We start from the raw sequence: 16,049 nt of genomic DNA, 5'->3' as shown, positions 1-16,049 counted from the left end.
GTCGCTTTCGAGCCGCGGTGTACTCAGCAAAGTATAGCTATAGCGGGGGCGCGTCACTGCGCGGTTTCAGCTCGGAGAGCTTTGGTGCGCGGGTTCGATCGCTGGTTCGGATGGCCGTCCGGGTGTCCAAAGCCTCCCGCAGAGCGGTTCTGCCGAACGGCGCGGACTCGATGTAGCTCCACACCTCTTGTTCGCTCATCAGGCCGAACCTGATCTGCAGGTCTGGGTAGCTGACGCCGAATCTGTCCGACACTCGGCGCAATTCCTCGGCGTCCGGGTAGTCGGCTTCCTTGATGCGCCGATAGTACGTGCTGCTCGAGATCCCGAGCGCGTCGTAAATGTCTTTGGCGTCAACGTCGCCGTCAAGTAGGTAATCAAGCAGGGCTTTTAGTTGTCTGCCGTTCTCGTCGGTGCGTGGCACCCTTCCTACAATAAAGCAATCTTCATAAAATGGGCAGCGCGAACCGCAAACCGGAAAGCTTTGCCTTAATTGACACTGCCGTCACAGTTTCGGGAGGCCTATCCCATATTTGGGACACTTGGGCTATCGTTGTGGCCATGGTTGCTTCTCAGTTGCGAATGACGGCTAAAGAGGCCTCTAACTCCTTTACTGAAATTGCATTAGCAACGATCCACGTGGTGGATCATGACGTCCCGGACGCTTCTCGTGCCGCGGACATGGTGCGGCTGTCGACGCTCGACAACGAGGAACTCACCGCCGAACTCGACGGAGCCTCCGATTGGCTGGGTGCGCCAACCGACGAACTCCTCCTCGCGGCGCTCGCTCGCACGATCGCCAGGACACTCGGTGAGGGCATCGTCCCCATCGACGTGGCCAGCGAACGTGGCAGCCTGCTGGACGCGGTCCCGGTGATGTGCGTGACGGCTGCACAGGCCAGCGCCACCGACGTCCTGCGCGGCGTTCACAACGCCCTGGCCTCGGCATCGGAGCGCACCGACGACGCGATGTCGGAGGTGTACTTCAACTATTTGGGCCAGGTGCCCGAGAGCTCGGTGCCGGTGCCGGTGCAGGAGACGCCTCCGGGGCTGGGCCACGCGCTGGAGCTGAGGGTGTACCGCACCCAGGGTCTGGTTCACGTGGACTGGTGGTATGACACGAGCTATTTCGAGCCGTACACCATCGAAGAGCTCGCCGAGCAGTTCCCCCGCGCGCTCTACGAGATGACCACGGACGCGCTGCCTGCCGTCTGAGAGCCGCTTCGTGCGGCGCATATGATTTGCGCTTGTCATTAGACTTGGCGAGAACGGCGTCGATCCGGCCATCACCGGGGAGCCTTCGGAAGAACGGCTGATTCCAGCTCAGTAGAACCGAACGGGTGGGTCCGTCATCGCCCTAAGTGAGCGGCGTACATCGTCGAAAGGTGATGCACGCAAGCGGGGTGGTACCGCGGCGCTCGCGCACCGCGCGACGTCGTCCCCGTGCCAATCAGGCACAGGAGACACGTGACCGCCTATCCGAAGCCGGCCGCCGGAGCGCCCAATTTCCCGGCGCTGGAAAGCGACGTCCTGGACTACTGGAACTCCGACGACACGTTCCGTGCCAGCATCGCGCGCCGGGACGGATCGCCGGATTATGTGTTCTACGACGGTCCGCCGTTCGCCAATGGTCTTCCCCATTACGGCCACCTGCTGACCGGCTACGTCAAGGACATCGTGCCGCGCTACCGCACCATGCGCGGCTACAAAGTGGATCGCCGCTTCGGCTGGGATACTCACGGCCTGCCCGCCGAACTAGAGGTGCAGCGTCAGCTGGGCATCGCCGACAAGGCGCAGATCGAAGAGATGGGCATCGAGAAGTTCAACGAAGCGTGCCGCGCGTCGGTGCTCAAGTACACCGACGAATGGCAGGCCTACGTCACCCGTCAGGCCCGGTGGGTCGACTTCGACAACGACTACAAAACGCTGGATCTCGGCTTTATGGAATCGGTGATCTGGGCGTTCAAGCAGCTGTGGGACAAGGGCCTGGCCTACGAGGGCAACCGGGTGCTGCCGTACTGCTGGAACGACGAGACGCCGCTGTCCAACCATGAACTGCGGATGGATGACGACGTCTATCAAATGCGCCAGGACCCGGCGCTGACCGTCGGATTCAAGGTGGTCGACAGCGATGACAAGGGGCTAGCCGGTGCCTTCCTTCTGATCTGGACCACGACGCCCTGGACGCTGCCGTCGAACCAGGCGGTCGCGGTGGGCCCCGACATCCCCTACGTCTGCGTGCAAGCACCCGATGGCCGCCGCTACGTGCTGGCACAGGCGCGGCTGACGGCCTACGCCCGCGAGCTGGGAGACGAGCCCGAGGTGGTGGCCACCTACAGCGGACGCGAGCTGCTCGGCACGCGGTACCTTCCGCCGTTTCCGTACTTCATGGACAGCGAGGGGGCGCGCAACGCCTTTCAGGTGTTGCCTGCGGACTTCGTCAGCACCGAGGACGGCACCGGCATCGTCCACATGTCGCCGGCGTACGGCGAGGACGACATGGCGACGGCACAGGCGGCCGACATCGTCGCCGTCACACCGGTTGACACCAAGGGCAGGTTCGACGCCACGGTGCCCGAATACGCCGGCCAGCACGTGTTCGACGCGAATCCGCAGATCATCCGCGATCTGAAGAACCAGGCGCGCTCGGCGGGCGTCAACGGCGCGGTGCTGTTGCGCCACGAGACATACGACCACTCTTATCCGCACTGTTGGCGCTGCCGGAACCCGTTGATCTACCGCGCCGTGTCGTCGTGGTTCATCAAGGTGACCGACTTCCGCGACCGCATGGTCGAGCTGAACCAAGAGATCACCTGGTACCCCGAGCACGTCAAGGACGGCCAGTTCGGAAAGTGGCTGCAGGGTGCCCGCGACTGGTCGATCTCGCGAAACCGATACTGGGGCAGCCCGATTCCGGTGTGGAAGTCCGACGATCCGGCGTACCCGCGTCTGGACGTGTACGGCAGTCTCGACGATCTCGAGCGCGACTTCGGCGTACGTCCGGACAACCTGCACCGACCGTATATCGACGAGCTCACCCGCCCGAATCCCGATGACCCGACCGGAAAGTCCACGATGCGCCGCATCGAGGACGTATTCGACGTGTGGTTCGACTCGGGGTCGATGCCCTACGGTCAGGTGCACTACCCGTTCGAGAACGCCGACTGGTTCGACACTCATTTTCCCGGCGATTTCATCGTCGAGTACATCGGCCAGACTCGCGGCTGGTTCTACACCATGCACATACTGGCCACTGCGCTATTCGACCGTCCAGCGTTCAAGACGTGTGTGGCGCACGGCATCGTGCTGGGCAACGACGGCCAGAAGATGAGCAAGTCGTTGCGCAACTACCCCGACGTCACCGAGGTTTTCGACCGCGACGGCTCCGACGCCATGCGCTGGTTCCTGATGGCGTCGCCAATCCTGCGCGGCGGCAACCTGATCGTCACCGAACAGGGCATCCGCGAGGGTGTCCGGCAGGTGCTGCTGCCACTGTGGAACGCCTACACCTTCCTGACGCTTTATGCGCCGAAGAAGGGCGCGTGGCGGACCGATTCGGCGAACGTGTTGGACCGCTACATCCTGGCCAAGCTCGCCGTGCTGCGCGACGACCTCACCGATTCCATGGATGTCTGCGACATCTCGGGAGCCTGCGATCAGTTGCGCCAATTCACCGATGCGTTGACGAACTGGTATGTCCGACGGTCGCGTTCGCGGTTCTGGGAAGAGGATCCCGAGGCCATCGACACGCTGCACACCGTGCTGGAAGTGACCGGCAGGCTCGCCGCGCCGCTGCTGCCGCTCGTCACCGAGGTGATCTGGCGCGGCGTGACCGGGGAGCGCTCGGTGCACCTAACCGACTGGCCGGAAGCCGACCTGCTGCCCAAGGATCCCCAGCTGGTGGCCGACATGGACCTCGTTCGCGTGGTCGCCTCGGCCGGCTCGTCGCTGCGCAAGGCCAAGAAGCTGCGAGTGCGGCTGCCGCTGCCGAAACTCACCGTGGCCTTGAAAGGCTCCGACGATCCGCAGCGGCTCGAGGCGTTCCGCGACCTCATCGCCGATGAGCTCAACGTCAAGGAGGTCGAGCTCACCGACGACATCGCCACCTACGGTCGATTCGAGCTGACCGTCAACGCGAAGGTGGCCGGACCCCGGCTAGGCCGTGACGTTCAGGCCGCCATCAAGGCAGTCAAGGCCGGCGAAGCCGTCGCGAATGCCGATGGCACCCTGAATGCTGGGCCCGCGGTCCTTCTCCCCGAGGAGTACAGCTCGCGGCTGGTGGCGGCCGACCCCGGATACACCGCCGCGTTGCCCGATGGCGCAGGGTTGGTGGTGCTGGACGGCACCGTCACCGAAGAGCTCGAGGCCGAGGGTTGGGCCAAGGACCGCATCCGCGAACTGCAGGAACTGCGAAAGTCGACGGGGCTCGACGTGTCCGACCGCATCTCGGTGGTCATGTCGGTGCCGGCCGCCCACCAGAGCTGGGCGCACACACACAGCGAGCTCATCGCGCGTGAAATCCTGGCCACCAGCTTCGAATTCGGTGACCTCACGGACGGTAGCGAGATCGGTGACGGTGTCCGGGTGGAGATCGCGAAGGTCAACTGACCCGGGCGCGACGGCCGTCGAACTCCACGGTGTCACCCGACCGCAGCTGTCGGCCCCTGCGGCGCTCGACAGTGTCGTTGACGATGACCAGCCCGTCGGCGATGACCGCCTTCGCGTCCGCTCCGCTGTCGATCAGCCCCGCCAGTTTCAGGAACTGACCCAAGCGGATCGTCTCGTCGCGAATCGGCACCTCGTCCACGTCGGTCACACCGGCGAGACCCGGGACGGGATCGCCTTGACGCGACCAAGCATCGAGGTGAACTCGTCGTCATCGGCCGGATCAGCCGGCACGTCAAGCGAGATCCCGTCGCACACCCCGGCGTACCAGGACGCGAGAACACCGGGCAGCTCCTCGTAGGTCCCCTGCGGAACGAGTTGACTCACAACGTCATCGGTGAGTACGTCGGCGAGCGCCGACCATTCCTTGCGACGGGCGTGCTCGCTGAGGCGGGCAGCGACGTCGCTCAGTCCGAACAGCTCGAGTGTGCGCTGATATGCCGGCGTGGAGTACAGGAAGGCGAGTTCGGTCCGCAGCTCGTCACGCACGGCGGCGACCGCCGCGTCGTCACGTCCCGAGATGACCCGCGGCACGACGACCAGCCGTGGTCCGCCGTCGGTACGCCCCTCCTTCGCCGCACCGTCGGCGAGCGCGGGCAGGACGTACTCGCGCAGCACCGCCGGGTGCGAGCTGGTGGGGTGCGCGACGAAGCCGTCGGCGACGGCGCCGGCGAGCTGGCACATCCTGCGGTTGACGCCGCCGGTCCAGATCGGCGGGGGAGCCGTCTCGATGGGACCCGGATTGAAGTAGGGCTGCAGCCGGGAAAATGTGTAGTGGCTGCCGTGGTGGTCCACGCCCTGGCCGTTCGCGAAGGCGGCGAAAATCGCGCGCAAGGATGCGACGTAGTCACGCAGCTGCGCGGCGGGGTCGGTCCACGGCATCGAAAACCGTCCGACAATGTTGCCCCTCACCTGCGTGGCGACGCCGAGCTCGAAGCGACCACCGGAGTAGCGGGCCAGTTCCCACGCCGCGTAGGCGGTGACCATCGGGCTGCGGGCGAAAGCGACCACCATGCTGGTCCGGACCACCAGCGTCGTGGTGTGCTCCAGCGCGAGGGTGCAGACGGCGAATGGATCGCGAACGGTCTCGGAAACGTGGACGGCGTCGAAGCCCATCTCCTCGATGCGTTGCGCCTCGTCGGCCACTTCGCTCAGCTCGGCGCTCGCTGGGAGCGATGTGATCACGTCCACGTCAAGGACTTTCGGTCGAACATGACGGCCGCCGCCAGGCCCGAGAAATCGGCAAGGACGTCGCGGATGAACTTGGTGCGTCGATAGCCGATCGCGTCGAGCACGTCCCGGTGATCTACCGCGACGACCACCGTCGCACCGATTGCGACCACCCACCACAGGCCCAGGGCGAGTGCGCGCATCCATGCCCGCGAACCCGCGAAACCGGCACGCAGGCGGTCGCGCTGAAACCGCACGTGGGCGTTCTCGTCGTCGACGATCCGCGCGGCGACGGCGCGCGTCACCGGATCCGGACCCGCCGCAGCCAGGCCCCCGTAATAGGACAGGGCGACGACCTCGGCGACGGTCAGCACCATCAACTCGGTGCGCAGGCCCAGCAGACGGCGTAAGCGGACGAAGATCGCGTCTGACCAGTGTCTGCTCATCGGGGCGCCACCGAGGTGTCCGAGCAGCCGCAATAGCAGCGCGGCGTGTTGCTGCTCTTCGGCGACGAAAAGATTTATCGCACACACGTATTCGGAGTCGCCCGCTCGCTCGGCGTTGCGGATGAGCTGCCGGCCGTCGCCGCTCTCGCCCAGCTGGAATCGGCGTACCGAGGCGATCAGCGGCCGACGCACGGCCTCGGGCACGGTGCAGTCGGCGTCGAAGTCGATCGCGGCGTCCACCCGGCGGTGCACGTCTTCGTTGGCTTCGAAGTGGTCGACCCACCGGCCGAAGCCGCTCCGCTGACCGACACGTTGCGCCATGGACGTCAGGCTAACGAAATAGCATCGGCGGATGTGGAAGGTCGGTGGGTGCTGCATCTCGATATGGATGCGTTCTTCGCGTCGGTCGAGCAGCTGACCCGACCCACCCTGCGTGGCAGGCCGGTGCTGGTTGGTGGGCTGGGCGGCCGCGGGGTTGTCGCCGGCGCGAGCTACGAGTCCCGGGTGTTCGGCGCCCGCTCCGCCATGCCCATGCACATGGCCAGGCGAATGGTGGGCGCCACCGCCGTGGTCCTGCCGCCGCGTGGTGTCGTCTACGGCGTCGCCAGCCGGCGCGTGTTCGACACCGTGCGCGGCCTCGTCCCGGTGCTCGAGCAGCTCTCCTTCGACGAGGCATTCGGTGAGCCCGCCGAACTCGCGGGCGCCTCGGCCGACGACGTCGAAACGTTCTGCCGGACGCTGAAGTCCAGGGTGCTCGACGAGACGGGGCTGGTCGCGTCCGTCGGCGCCGGATCGGGCAAGCAGGTCGCCAAGATCGCCTCGGACCTCGCGAAGCCCAACGGCATCCGGGTGGTCTCGCGCAGCCAGGAGCGGGTGCTGCTCGACGCGTTGCCCGTGCGCCGGTTGTGGGGCATCGGACCGGTCGCCGAGGAAAAGCTGCACCGACTCGGGATCGACACCATCGCTGCATTCGCCGCGCTGAGCGATGCCGAAGTCGCCGACATTCTCGGCGGCACCGTCGGCGCGGCGCTGCACCGGCTCGCGCGCGGTATCGACGACCGGCCCGTCGCCGAGAATTCCCCCGCCAAGCAGATCAGCGCCGAATCGACGTTCCCCGAGGACCTCACGACCCTCGACCAGCTGCGGGAAGCCGTGGCGCGCATCGGCGAGCACGCGCACACCCGGCTCCAGAAGGACGGTCGCGGTGCTCGCACGATCACCGTCAAGCTGAAGAAGTCCGACATGGGAGTCCTCACCCGGTCGGCCACGCTGCCGTACGCCACCACCGATGCCGCCACCCTGATTGCGACCGCTCGACGGTTGCTGCTCGACCCGATCGAGGTGGGGCCCATCCGCCTTGTCGGCGTTGGCTTTTCAGGACTGTCGGAGGTTCAGCAGGAGTCGCTGTTCCCCGATCTCGAGGTGCTGGCGGAGGAGGTGTCCGGCTCGCAGTTGCCCCCGACACTGACTGAAGCCGCAGCCACGCCGCCGGCCTGGCGGATCGGAGACGACGTCGTGCACACCACCCACGGGCATGGGTGGATCCAGGGCGCCGGTCACGGCGTGATGACGGTGCGTTTCGAGACCCGCGGAACCGGACCGGGCCCGGTGCACACGCTGCGCGCGGACGATCCGGAGATCGCCCGGGCCAACCCAGTCGACAGCCTGGATTGGGCGGACTACCTCGACGAGCTCAGCCGCCACCAGAGTTAGCCGAACCGGAACGCTCGCGATACATCCACATCAGCCCCAGCGCGCGAACACGTCCGCGACGGGCGAACCGGCCGCCAGCGCGGCCATCAGCAGGACGCGGGCCTGAGGCGGACGCAGCCGCGGCACCATGACCGCGCCGGCATCGGCGAGTTCACGGCCCGGGCCGTACCCGGGGCTGACCCGTCCATCGGGCACGCGCGTCGACACCGCGACGGCGACGCCGTCGCGGTGGTGCCGTCGCACGGCTTCGATCACGGCGGCGCCCGCATTGCCCGAACCCAGTGCCGCCAGTACCAGACCCCGCGCCCCCGCGGCGACGCACGCGTCCATCGCCACAGCGTCGGCGCCCGGATACACCGCGATGGTGTCCACCCTCGGGGCAGCCGCTGCCGAGGCGGCCGCAAGGAACGGGCGGTCCTTGGTGGCCTGTACCGCGAACGTCGCATCCGACACCGAGCCGATCGCCACCCCTGCGAAACCCCGCAGACCCGCCGTCGCGACCTTCTGCAGGCCGAGCGGTTGCCACACCGTGCCCGCGAAACTCACCAGTGCACCCAGCCCCTGCGCGGATGGGCTCGCGGCGACCGTCAGCGCATCGCGCAGATTGGCCGGACCGTCGGCGTCGGGGGCGTCGGCACTGCGCTGTGCCCCGGTGAGCACGACCGGTGCCCGCCCGTCATACGTCAGCTCCAGCCACAGCGCGGTTTCCTCCATGGTGTCGGTGCCGTGGGTGATCACGACACCGTCGGCGTCTGACGCAGAACGCACCGCCGCGCTGATCCGGTCCCAGTCAGGGAGCGTGAGCATCGAGCTGTCCACCGCCATCAGGTCGACGACCTGCACGTCGAGCCCGGAAGTCAGGTCGGCGCCGGTTCGTGTCGGGCGCTTCACGCCGCGGTCGTCGGCGCTGGTGGCGATCGTGCCGCCGGTGGTGATGACGACGAGGCGAGCCATGGGTGGAATTCTTACGCATTCCGGCCCTGGAATGATGGGGGAGTGACTGATGAATCCCCGGCGTCGGACGAGGCCACGACTGGGCCCGAGGCACCCACGCAGGAGGAGCAGCCCGCGCCGCGGCGCCGACTTCGGCTGCTGCTGACAGTCGCGGGAATCGTGTTGATCGCCGACATCGTCACCAAGGTGCTCGCCGTCAGGCTGCTCACCCCCGGCCAGCCTGTCTCGATCATCGGTGACACCGTCACGTGGACCCTCGTCCGAAATTCGGGTGCCGCGTTCTCGATGGCCACCGGCTACACCTGGGTGCTGACACTGATCGCTACCGCGGTCGTCATCGGGATCATCTGGATGGGCCGTCGCCTGGTTTCGCCGTGGTGGGCACTTGGCCTCGGGATGATCCTCGGCGGGGCGATGGGCAACCTGGTCGATCGGTTCTTCCGGTCGCCCGGACCGCTGCGGGGCCACGTCGTCGACTTCTTCTCCGTCGGGTGGTGGCCGGTGTTCAACGTCGCCGACCCGTCGGTGGTCGGCGGGGCGATTCTGCTCGTCGCGCTATCGCTGTTCGGTTTCGACTTCGACACCGTCGGGCGCCGTACGGGCGACTCGTCAGAGTGACCACCCGCTCGATGCCGGTCCCGGAAGGGCTGGCAGGCATGCGCGTCGACGCGGGTCTGGCGCGGCTTCTCGGGCTGTCACGGACGGCCGCGGCGGCACTGGCCGAAGACGGCGGCGTCGACGTCGACGGTGCGCCCGCGGGGAAATCCGACAAGTTGGTCGCCGGGGCCTGGCTGGAAGTTCGCCTGCCGGAAGCGCCTGCGCCAGTGGAGAATACGCCGGTCGAGATCGAAGGCATGTCGATCCTGTACTCCGATTCGGACATCGTCGCGGTCGACAAGCCGCCCGGCGTCGCGGCGCATGCCACGGTCGGCTGGAGCGGGCCGACGGTGCTCGGCGGCCTGGCCGCGGCGGGGTTTCGCATCAGCACATCTGGAATCCATGAGCGCCAGGGCATTGTGCATCGACTCGATGTCGGTACCTCCGGCGTGATGGTGGTGGCCTTGTCGGAACGCGCCTACACGGTGCTCAAGCGCGCGTTCAAACAGCGCACCGTCGAAAAGCGTTATCACGCACTGGTGCAGGGACATCCCGATCCGTCCAGCGGAACGATCGACGCGCCGATCGGGCGCCACCGCTCGAATGACTGGAAGTTCGCGGTCACCGAAGGCGGCAGGCACAGCATCACCCACTACGACACGCTGGAGGCACATCAAGCCGCCAGCCTGCTCGAGATCGAGCTGGAAACCGGCCGCACCCATCAGATCCGGGTACATTTCGCGGCGCTGCACCATCCGTGCGCCGGCGACCTCACCTATGGCGCGGACCCGACACTGGCCCGCAAGCTCGGGCTGGAACGCCAGTGGCTGCACGCCTGCTCCTTGGCGTTCGCGCATCCCGCCGACGGGCGCCGCGTCGAGATCACGAGTCCGTATCCACCTGATCTGCAGCACGCGCTCGAGGTGTTGCGACACCACGAACTGTGAGAACGACCGGACTTCTCTACGGCATCGGCGCCTACGCGATGTGGGGTGTGTTCCCCGCGTTCTTTCCGCTTCTGAAACCGGCGAGTGCGCTCGAAGTGCTGTCGCACCGCGTCGTCTGGACGTGCGTGCTGATGGTCTTCGTCATCGCGGCGGCGCGCCGACTTCGCGACCTCCGCGCCATCACCGCTCGGGTCTGGCTGCTGCTGATTTGCGCATCGGCGCTCATCTCCATCAACTGGGGCATCTACATCTACGCCGTCAACAACGGCCACGTCGTCGACGCCGCGCTGGGCTACTTCATCAACCCGTTGGTCACTGTCGCGTTGGGGCTGTTCATCTTTCGCGAGAAACTCAACCGCGCTCAGCTCGGCGCGTTGGCGATCGCCGTGGTCGCCGTCGTGGTGCTCACCGTGGAGGTCGGCGCACCCCCGGTCATCGGACTCGGGCTGGCGCTGTCGTTCGGACTCTACGGCGCGGTGAAGAAGGTGGTACCGACCGATCCGCGGGTCAGCGTCGGCATCGAAGCTGCAGTAGCCGCGCCCTTCGCCCTGGCTTACATCACCGTGCTGGAGGGCACAGGAGCGGGTACCTTCACCGACTTCGGCGCCGGCCACATCGCCCTTCTCGTTCTTTCAGGTGCGGTGACGGCGCTGCCGCTGCTGCTGTTCGCCGCGGCGGCTCACCGGCTGCCGCTGGTGACGATGGGGTTGCTGTTCTACCTGACCCCGGCGATGCAACTGACCTGGGGCATATTCGTCGGCCACGAACCGATGCCGCCCGCGCGCTGGCTGGGATTCGCGCTCATCTGGCTCGCCCTGTTGGTGTTCAGCGCCGACGCGCTGTGTCGGGCGCGCACCACGTCGCCGAAGGGTCCCCGCAGCCCGGAACGCGAACCAGAGCATGAACCAGAACATAGGGAAACACCCGATTCCTCGGCGCCTCCTGCGCCCTAGCGTTGGGGCATGCCCGGCTTCTGGTTCACCGCGATGGTTGCAGGCCTTGTCGCGGCTGGTGTCGTCGCCCAACTCGGCTGGCAACTGCCGCCGAAAGCCGAGGTCAAGCGGTTGCTCAGGCTGGATCGGCTGCGGTCGGGCCAGCTGCGGACCCGTCGGCCGGCGCCGGCGGTCTTCGCCGAGCGGCACTGAGCGACATCGAGGTAAAGACACGCACCGCGACACGCCGAGATCTGTCGTAGCGCGGTCATAGACTGGCCACCCTATGAGCGGTTCCTCCTCGCAGTCCTTCGTGCACCTGCATAACCACACCGAGTATTCGATGCTGGACGGTGCCGCGAAGGTCACGCCGATGCTGGCCGAGGCGCAACGGCTCGAAATGTCCGCGATCGGCATGACGGATCACGGAAACATGTTCGGCGCCAGCGAGTTCTACAACGCCGCGACCGACGTGGACATCAAGCCGATCATCGGCGTCGAGGCCTACATCGCACCGGGTTCACGTTTCGACACCAAACGCGTCCTCTGGGGCGACCCGTCGCAGAAGTCCGACGACGTGTCGGGCAGCGGCGCCTATACCCACATGACGATGGTCGCCGAGAATGCGACCGGTTTGCGCAACCTGTTCAAGCTGTCGTCGCTGGCGTCGTTCGAGGGCCAGCTCGGCAAGTGGTCGCGCATGGACGCCGAGATCATCGCCGAGCACGCCGACGGCATCATCGCGACCACCGGCTGCCCGTCGGGCGAGGTGCAGACGCGGCTGCGGCTCGGGCACGAACGGGAGGCGCTCGAGGCGGCCGCCAGGTGGCGGGAGATCTTCGGACCCGACAACTTCTTCCTCGAGTTGATGGACCACGGTCTGGACATCGAGCGCCGGGTCCGCGAGGGCCTGCTGGAGATCGGCCAGAAGCTCGGCATCCTGCCGCTGGCCACCAACGACTGCCATTACGTCACCCGCGACGCCTCCCGCAACCACGAGGCGCTGCTCTGTGTGCAGACCGGCAAAACGCTGTCGGACCCCAATCGATTCAAGTTCGACGGCGACGGCTACTACCTGAAATCGGCCGCCGAGATGCGCGCGCTGTGGGACGGCGAGGTCGCCGGCGCATGCGATTCCACACTGTTGATCGCCGAACGGGTGCAGAGCTACGCCGACGTCTGGACACCGAAAGACCGGATGCCGATCTTCCCGGTGCCCGAGGGCCACGACCAGGCGAGCTGGCTGCAGCATGAGGTCGACGCCGGTCTGCAGCGCCGCTTCCCCGGGGCGGCGGTACCCACCGAGTACATCGAGCGGGCCGCCTTTGAGATCAAGGTCATCTGCGAAAAGGGGTACCCGTCGTACTTCCTCATCGTCGCCGACCTCATCAACTACGCGCGCTCGGTCGAGATCCGGGTCGGGCCGGGACGAGGTTCGGCCGCGGGATCGCTGGTCGCCTACGCGCTGGGTATCACCAACATCGACCCCATCCCGTACGGCCTGCTGTTCGAGCGATTCCTGAACCCCGAACGTGTGTCGATGCCCGACATCGACATCGACTTCGACGACCGTCGTCGCGGCGAGATGCTGCGCTACGCGGCCAACAAGTGGGGCAGCGACCGGGTGGCCCAGGTCATCACCTTCGGCACCATCAAAACCAAAGCGGCACTCAAGGATTCGGCCCGTGTCAACTACGGCCAGCCCGGCTTCGCGATCGCCGACCGGATCACCAAGGCGCTGCCGCCGCCGATCATGGCCAAGGACATCCCGCTGTCGGGCATCACCGACCCGAACCACGAGCGGTACAAGGAGGCCGCCGAGGTTCGCGGGCTGATCGACACCGACCCCGACGTGCGCACCATCTACGAAACGGCCCGCGGCCTGGAGGGCCTGGTCCGTAACGCCGGCGTGCACGCGTGCGCGGTGATCATGAGCAGCGAGCCGCTGGTCGACGCGATTCCGCTGTGGAAGCGGCCGCAGGACGGCGCCATCATCACCGGCTGGGACTACCCCTCGTGCGAGGCCATCGGTCTGCTGAAGATGGACTTCCTCGGCCTGCGGAACCTCACGATCATCGGCGACTGCCTGGAGAACATCCGCGCAAACCGCGGAATCGATCTCGACCTCGAAAGTGTGCCGCTCGATGACCCGGCCGCGTATGCGCTGCTGGGCCGCGGTGACACCCTGGGGGTGTTCCAGCTCGACGGCGGCCCGATGCGCGATCTGCTGCGCCGCATGCAGCCCACCGGATTCGAGGACGTCGTCGCGGTCATCGCGCTGTACCGGCCAGGACCCATGGGCATGAACGCCCACAACGACTACGCCGATCGTAAGAACAACCGCCAGGCGATCAAGCCCATCCATCCTGAGTTGGAAGAACCGCTGCGCGAGATCCTCGCCGAGACCTACGGCCTGATCGTCTACCAAGAGCAGATCATGCGCATCGCGCAGAAGGTCGCCGGCTACTCGCTCGCCCGAGCAGACATTCTGCGAAAAGCCATGGGCAAGAAGAAGCGCGAAGTCCTCGAGAAGGAATTCGAGGGCTTCTCCGACGGCATGAGGGCGAATGGATTCTCAGCGGCGGCCATCAAGGCGCTGTGGGACACGGTGCTGCCATTCGCCGACTACGCCTTCAACAAATCGCACGCCGCCGGCTATGGCTTGGTGTCGTACTGGACCGCCTACCTGAAGGCCAATTTCCCGGCCGAGTACATGGCCGGGCTGCTGACGTCGGTCGGCGACGACAAGGACAAGGCGGCGGTCTACCTCGCCGACTGCCGCAGACTCGGCATCACCGTGCTGCCGCCCGATGTCAACGAGTCGAGCCTCAACTTCGCCTCGGTGGGCGAGGACATCCGGTACGGGCTGGGCGCGGTGCGCAACGTCGGCGCGAATGTCGTTGCCTCGCTTATCGGTTCGCGCACCGATAAGGGTAAGTTCATCGACTTCTCGGACTACCTCAACAAGATCGATATCGCCGCCTGCAACAAGAAGGTCACCGAATCGCTGATCAAGGCCGGCGCGTTCGACTCGCTGGGGCATCCGCGTAAGGGGCTGTTCCTGATCCATACCGATGCGGTCGATTCGGTGCTCGGGACGAAGAAGGCTGAGGCGATGGGTCAGTTCGACCTGTTCGGCGGTGCGGATACGGCCACCGACGCGGTGTTCACCATCAAGGTGCCCGACGAGGAGTGGGAGGACAAGCACAAGCTGGCGCTGGAGCGCGAAATGCTTGGTCTCTACGTATCCGGGCATCCGCTCAACGGCATCGCCCATCTGCTGTCGGCGCAGGTCGACACGGCGATTCCGGCGATTCTCGACGGCGACGTCGCCAACGACACTCAGGTGCGGATCGGCGGCATTCTGGCGTCGGTCAACCGGCGGGTCAACAAGAACGGGTTGCCCTGGGCGTCAGCGCAAGTGGAAGACCTCACCGGCGGTATCGAGGTGTTGTTCTTCCCGCAGACGTACTCGACGTTCGGTGCCGAGATCGCCGACGACGCGGTGGTCCTGGTGGGGGCCAAGGTGGCGATCCGTGACGACCGGATCTCGCTGATCGCCAACGACCTTGTCGTGCCTGATTTTTCGAGTGCGCAGGTCAATCGTCCAGTGGCCGTCACACTGCCGACCCGCCAGTGCACGGTCGACAAGGTCACCGCGCTCAAGCAGGTGCTGGCCCGTCATCCCGGAACCGCACAGGTGCACTTGCGGCTGATCAGCGGCGAGCGCATCACCACACTGGAACTCGACGCATCCCTGCGGGTGACGGCGTCATCGGCGTTGATGGGTGATCTGAAGGCGCTGCTGGGGCCCGGTTGCCTGGGCTGATGTCGTTTCGCGAACTGCACGAACGCGGCTGCTTCGTCATTCCGAATCCGTGGGACCGCGGGACGGCGATCGCGCTGGCGGCCATGGGCTTTCCCGCGCTGGCCACGACGAGTGCCGGTGCCTGCTTTGCACGTGGGTTACCCGATACGCCGACCGCGCTGGGTGTGGAGGGCGCGCTGCGCAACATCGCCGAGATCGTCGACGCGGTCGAGTTGCCGGTGAACGCCGACTTTCAGGCGGGATACGCCCATGATCTGGACGGGTTGGCCGCCAACGTCCGGCGATGTGTGGCAACCGGTGTCGCCGGCTTGTCCATCGAGGACACGCGGGGCGGCGCCGAGGAGCCACTGTATTCGTTGCCGGAGGCCGTTGAACGGGTACGCGTCGGGTACGCCGCAATCGACGGCGCCGATGTACTCCTCACCGCACGCGCGGAGTGCTTTCTCTACGATCACCCCGATCCGCTGCGCGAGGCGATCACGAGGTTACAGGCTTTCTCGGAGGCGGGAGCAGATGTGCTCTATGCACCGGGAGTGCGGACGCGAGAAGACATCTCCGCCCTCGTCGACGCGCTGCGTCCCGCGCCCGTCAACGTGCTGATGTCATCGGATACGGGGCTGACGGTGAACGATCTGGCGGAACTCGGGGTGCGGCGGGTCAGCGTCGGATCCGCGTTGACGCGTGTCGCGTGGGGCGCGTTCCTCTCGGCCGCCCGCCGCATCGCCGAGGACGGGTCGTTCGCGGGGCTGGCAGAATCGGCGAGCTTCGACGAGCTCAACGGCCTGTTCACGAACTGAAC

14 protein-coding genes are annotated in these 16,049 nt (G+C 66.4%); 9 read left to right on the top strand and 5 right to left on the bottom strand.

The annotated features are described in order from the left end of the window. Positions 1 to 37: 37 nt before the first annotated feature. Positions 38 to 421, bottom strand: coding sequence for an XRE family transcriptional regulator (locus G6N36_RS05715; RefSeq protein WP_163685613.1), 384 nt, complete (start codon positions 419 to 421; stop codon positions 38 to 40). A 218-nt stretch (positions 422 to 639) separates the two neighbouring features. Between G6N36_RS05715 and G6N36_RS05710 the strand changes: the two genes are divergently transcribed. Together G6N36_RS05710 and ileS are read left to right on the top strand one after the other, a co-directional pair. Then, complete coding sequence (locus G6N36_RS05710; RefSeq protein WP_308205917.1) at positions 640 to 1,212, top strand: condensation domain-containing protein; 573 nt, start codon at positions 640 to 642, stop codon at positions 1,210 to 1,212. 252 nt (positions 1,213 to 1,464) lie between these two features. After that, positions 1,465 to 4,605, top strand: a complete 3,141-nt coding sequence (gene ileS, locus G6N36_RS05705) for an isoleucine--tRNA ligase (RefSeq protein WP_163685611.1) — start codon at positions 1,465 to 1,467, stop codon at positions 4,603 to 4,605. On the opposite strand, the gene G6N36_RS05700 is transcribed toward ileS, so the two are convergent. Genes G6N36_RS05700 through G6N36_RS05690 form a run of 3 tightly spaced genes read right to left on the bottom strand, consistent with a single transcriptional unit; the run spans position 4,598 to position 6,599 of the window. After that, entirely contained in the window at positions 4,598 to 4,804 is a 207-nt protein-coding gene (locus G6N36_RS05700) for an RNA-binding S4 domain-containing protein (RefSeq protein ID WP_179964904.1), read from the bottom strand. The genes ileS and G6N36_RS05700 overlap by 8 nt on opposite strands. A gap of 5 nt (positions 4,805 to 4,809) precedes the next feature. Beyond that, positions 4,810 to 5,853, bottom strand: a complete 1,044-nt coding sequence (locus tag G6N36_RS05695) for a TIGR03617 family F420-dependent LLM class oxidoreductase (protein WP_163685609.1) — start codon at positions 5,851 to 5,853, stop codon at positions 4,810 to 4,812. After that, on the bottom strand, positions 5,844 to 6,599 hold the full coding sequence (locus G6N36_RS05690) for a ferritin-like domain-containing protein (RefSeq protein WP_163685608.1): 756 nt from the start codon (positions 6,597 to 6,599) through the stop codon (positions 5,844 to 5,846). Before G6N36_RS05690 ends, G6N36_RS05695 begins: the two co-directional genes overlap by 10 nt. A gap of 33 nt (positions 6,600 to 6,632) precedes the next feature. On the opposite strand from G6N36_RS05690, the gene G6N36_RS05685 reads away from it, so the two are divergent. Further along, positions 6,633 to 7,991 carry a DNA polymerase IV gene (locus G6N36_RS05685; protein WP_163685607.1) on the top strand — a complete coding sequence of 453 codons (1,359 nt, stop codon included), beginning with the start codon at positions 6,633 to 6,635 and terminating at the stop codon, positions 7,989 to 7,991. A 30-nt stretch (positions 7,992 to 8,021) separates the two neighbouring features. Here G6N36_RS05685 and G6N36_RS05680 read toward each other — a convergent pair whose 3' ends face one another. Further along, positions 8,022 to 8,945: an asparaginase gene (locus G6N36_RS05680; RefSeq protein ID WP_163685606.1), complete on the bottom strand. Its 924-nt coding sequence runs from the start codon at positions 8,943 to 8,945 to the stop codon at positions 8,022 to 8,024. A 42-nt stretch (positions 8,946 to 8,987) separates the two neighbouring features. Between G6N36_RS05680 and lspA the strand changes: the two genes are divergently transcribed. From lspA to G6N36_RS05650, 6 genes are all read left to right on the top strand, one after another. Next, on the top strand, positions 8,988 to 9,563 hold the full coding sequence (gene lspA / locus G6N36_RS05675) for a signal peptidase II (protein ID WP_163685605.1): 576 nt from the start codon (positions 8,988 to 8,990) through the stop codon (positions 9,561 to 9,563). Next, positions 9,560 to 10,489 carry an RluA family pseudouridine synthase gene (locus tag G6N36_RS05670; protein WP_163685604.1) on the top strand — a complete coding sequence of 310 codons (930 nt, stop codon included), beginning with the start codon at positions 9,560 to 9,562 and terminating at the stop codon, positions 10,487 to 10,489. Before lspA ends, G6N36_RS05670 begins: the two co-directional genes overlap by 4 nt. Beyond that, on the top strand, positions 10,486 to 11,442 hold the full coding sequence (gene rarD / locus G6N36_RS05665; RefSeq protein ID WP_163685603.1) for an EamA family transporter RarD: 957 nt from the start codon (positions 10,486 to 10,488) through the stop codon (positions 11,440 to 11,442). Before G6N36_RS05670 ends, rarD begins: the two co-directional genes overlap by 4 nt. 9 nt (positions 11,443 to 11,451) lie before the next feature. Further along, positions 11,452 to 11,634: a hypothetical protein gene (locus G6N36_RS05660; RefSeq protein WP_163685602.1), complete on the top strand. Its 183-nt coding sequence runs from the start codon at positions 11,452 to 11,454 to the stop codon at positions 11,632 to 11,634. 73 nt (positions 11,635 to 11,707) lie between these two features. After that, positions 11,708 to 15,250: a DNA polymerase III subunit alpha gene (gene dnaE / locus G6N36_RS05655; RefSeq protein WP_163685601.1), complete on the top strand. Its 3,543-nt coding sequence runs from the start codon at positions 11,708 to 11,710 to the stop codon at positions 15,248 to 15,250. Next, on the top strand, positions 15,250 to 16,047 hold the full coding sequence (locus G6N36_RS05650; protein WP_163685600.1) for an isocitrate lyase/PEP mutase family protein: 798 nt from the start codon (positions 15,250 to 15,252) through the stop codon (positions 16,045 to 16,047). The genes dnaE and G6N36_RS05650 overlap by 1 nt, the downstream gene beginning before the upstream one ends. Positions 16,048 to 16,049: the final 2 nt, after the last annotated feature.

It is taken from the genome of Mycolicibacterium gadium, assembly GCF_010728925.1.
GTDB lineage: Bacteria > Actinomycetota > Actinomycetes > Mycobacteriales > Mycobacteriaceae > Mycobacterium > Mycobacterium gadium.
This window is presented reverse-complemented; position numbering and strand designations above follow the sequence as displayed.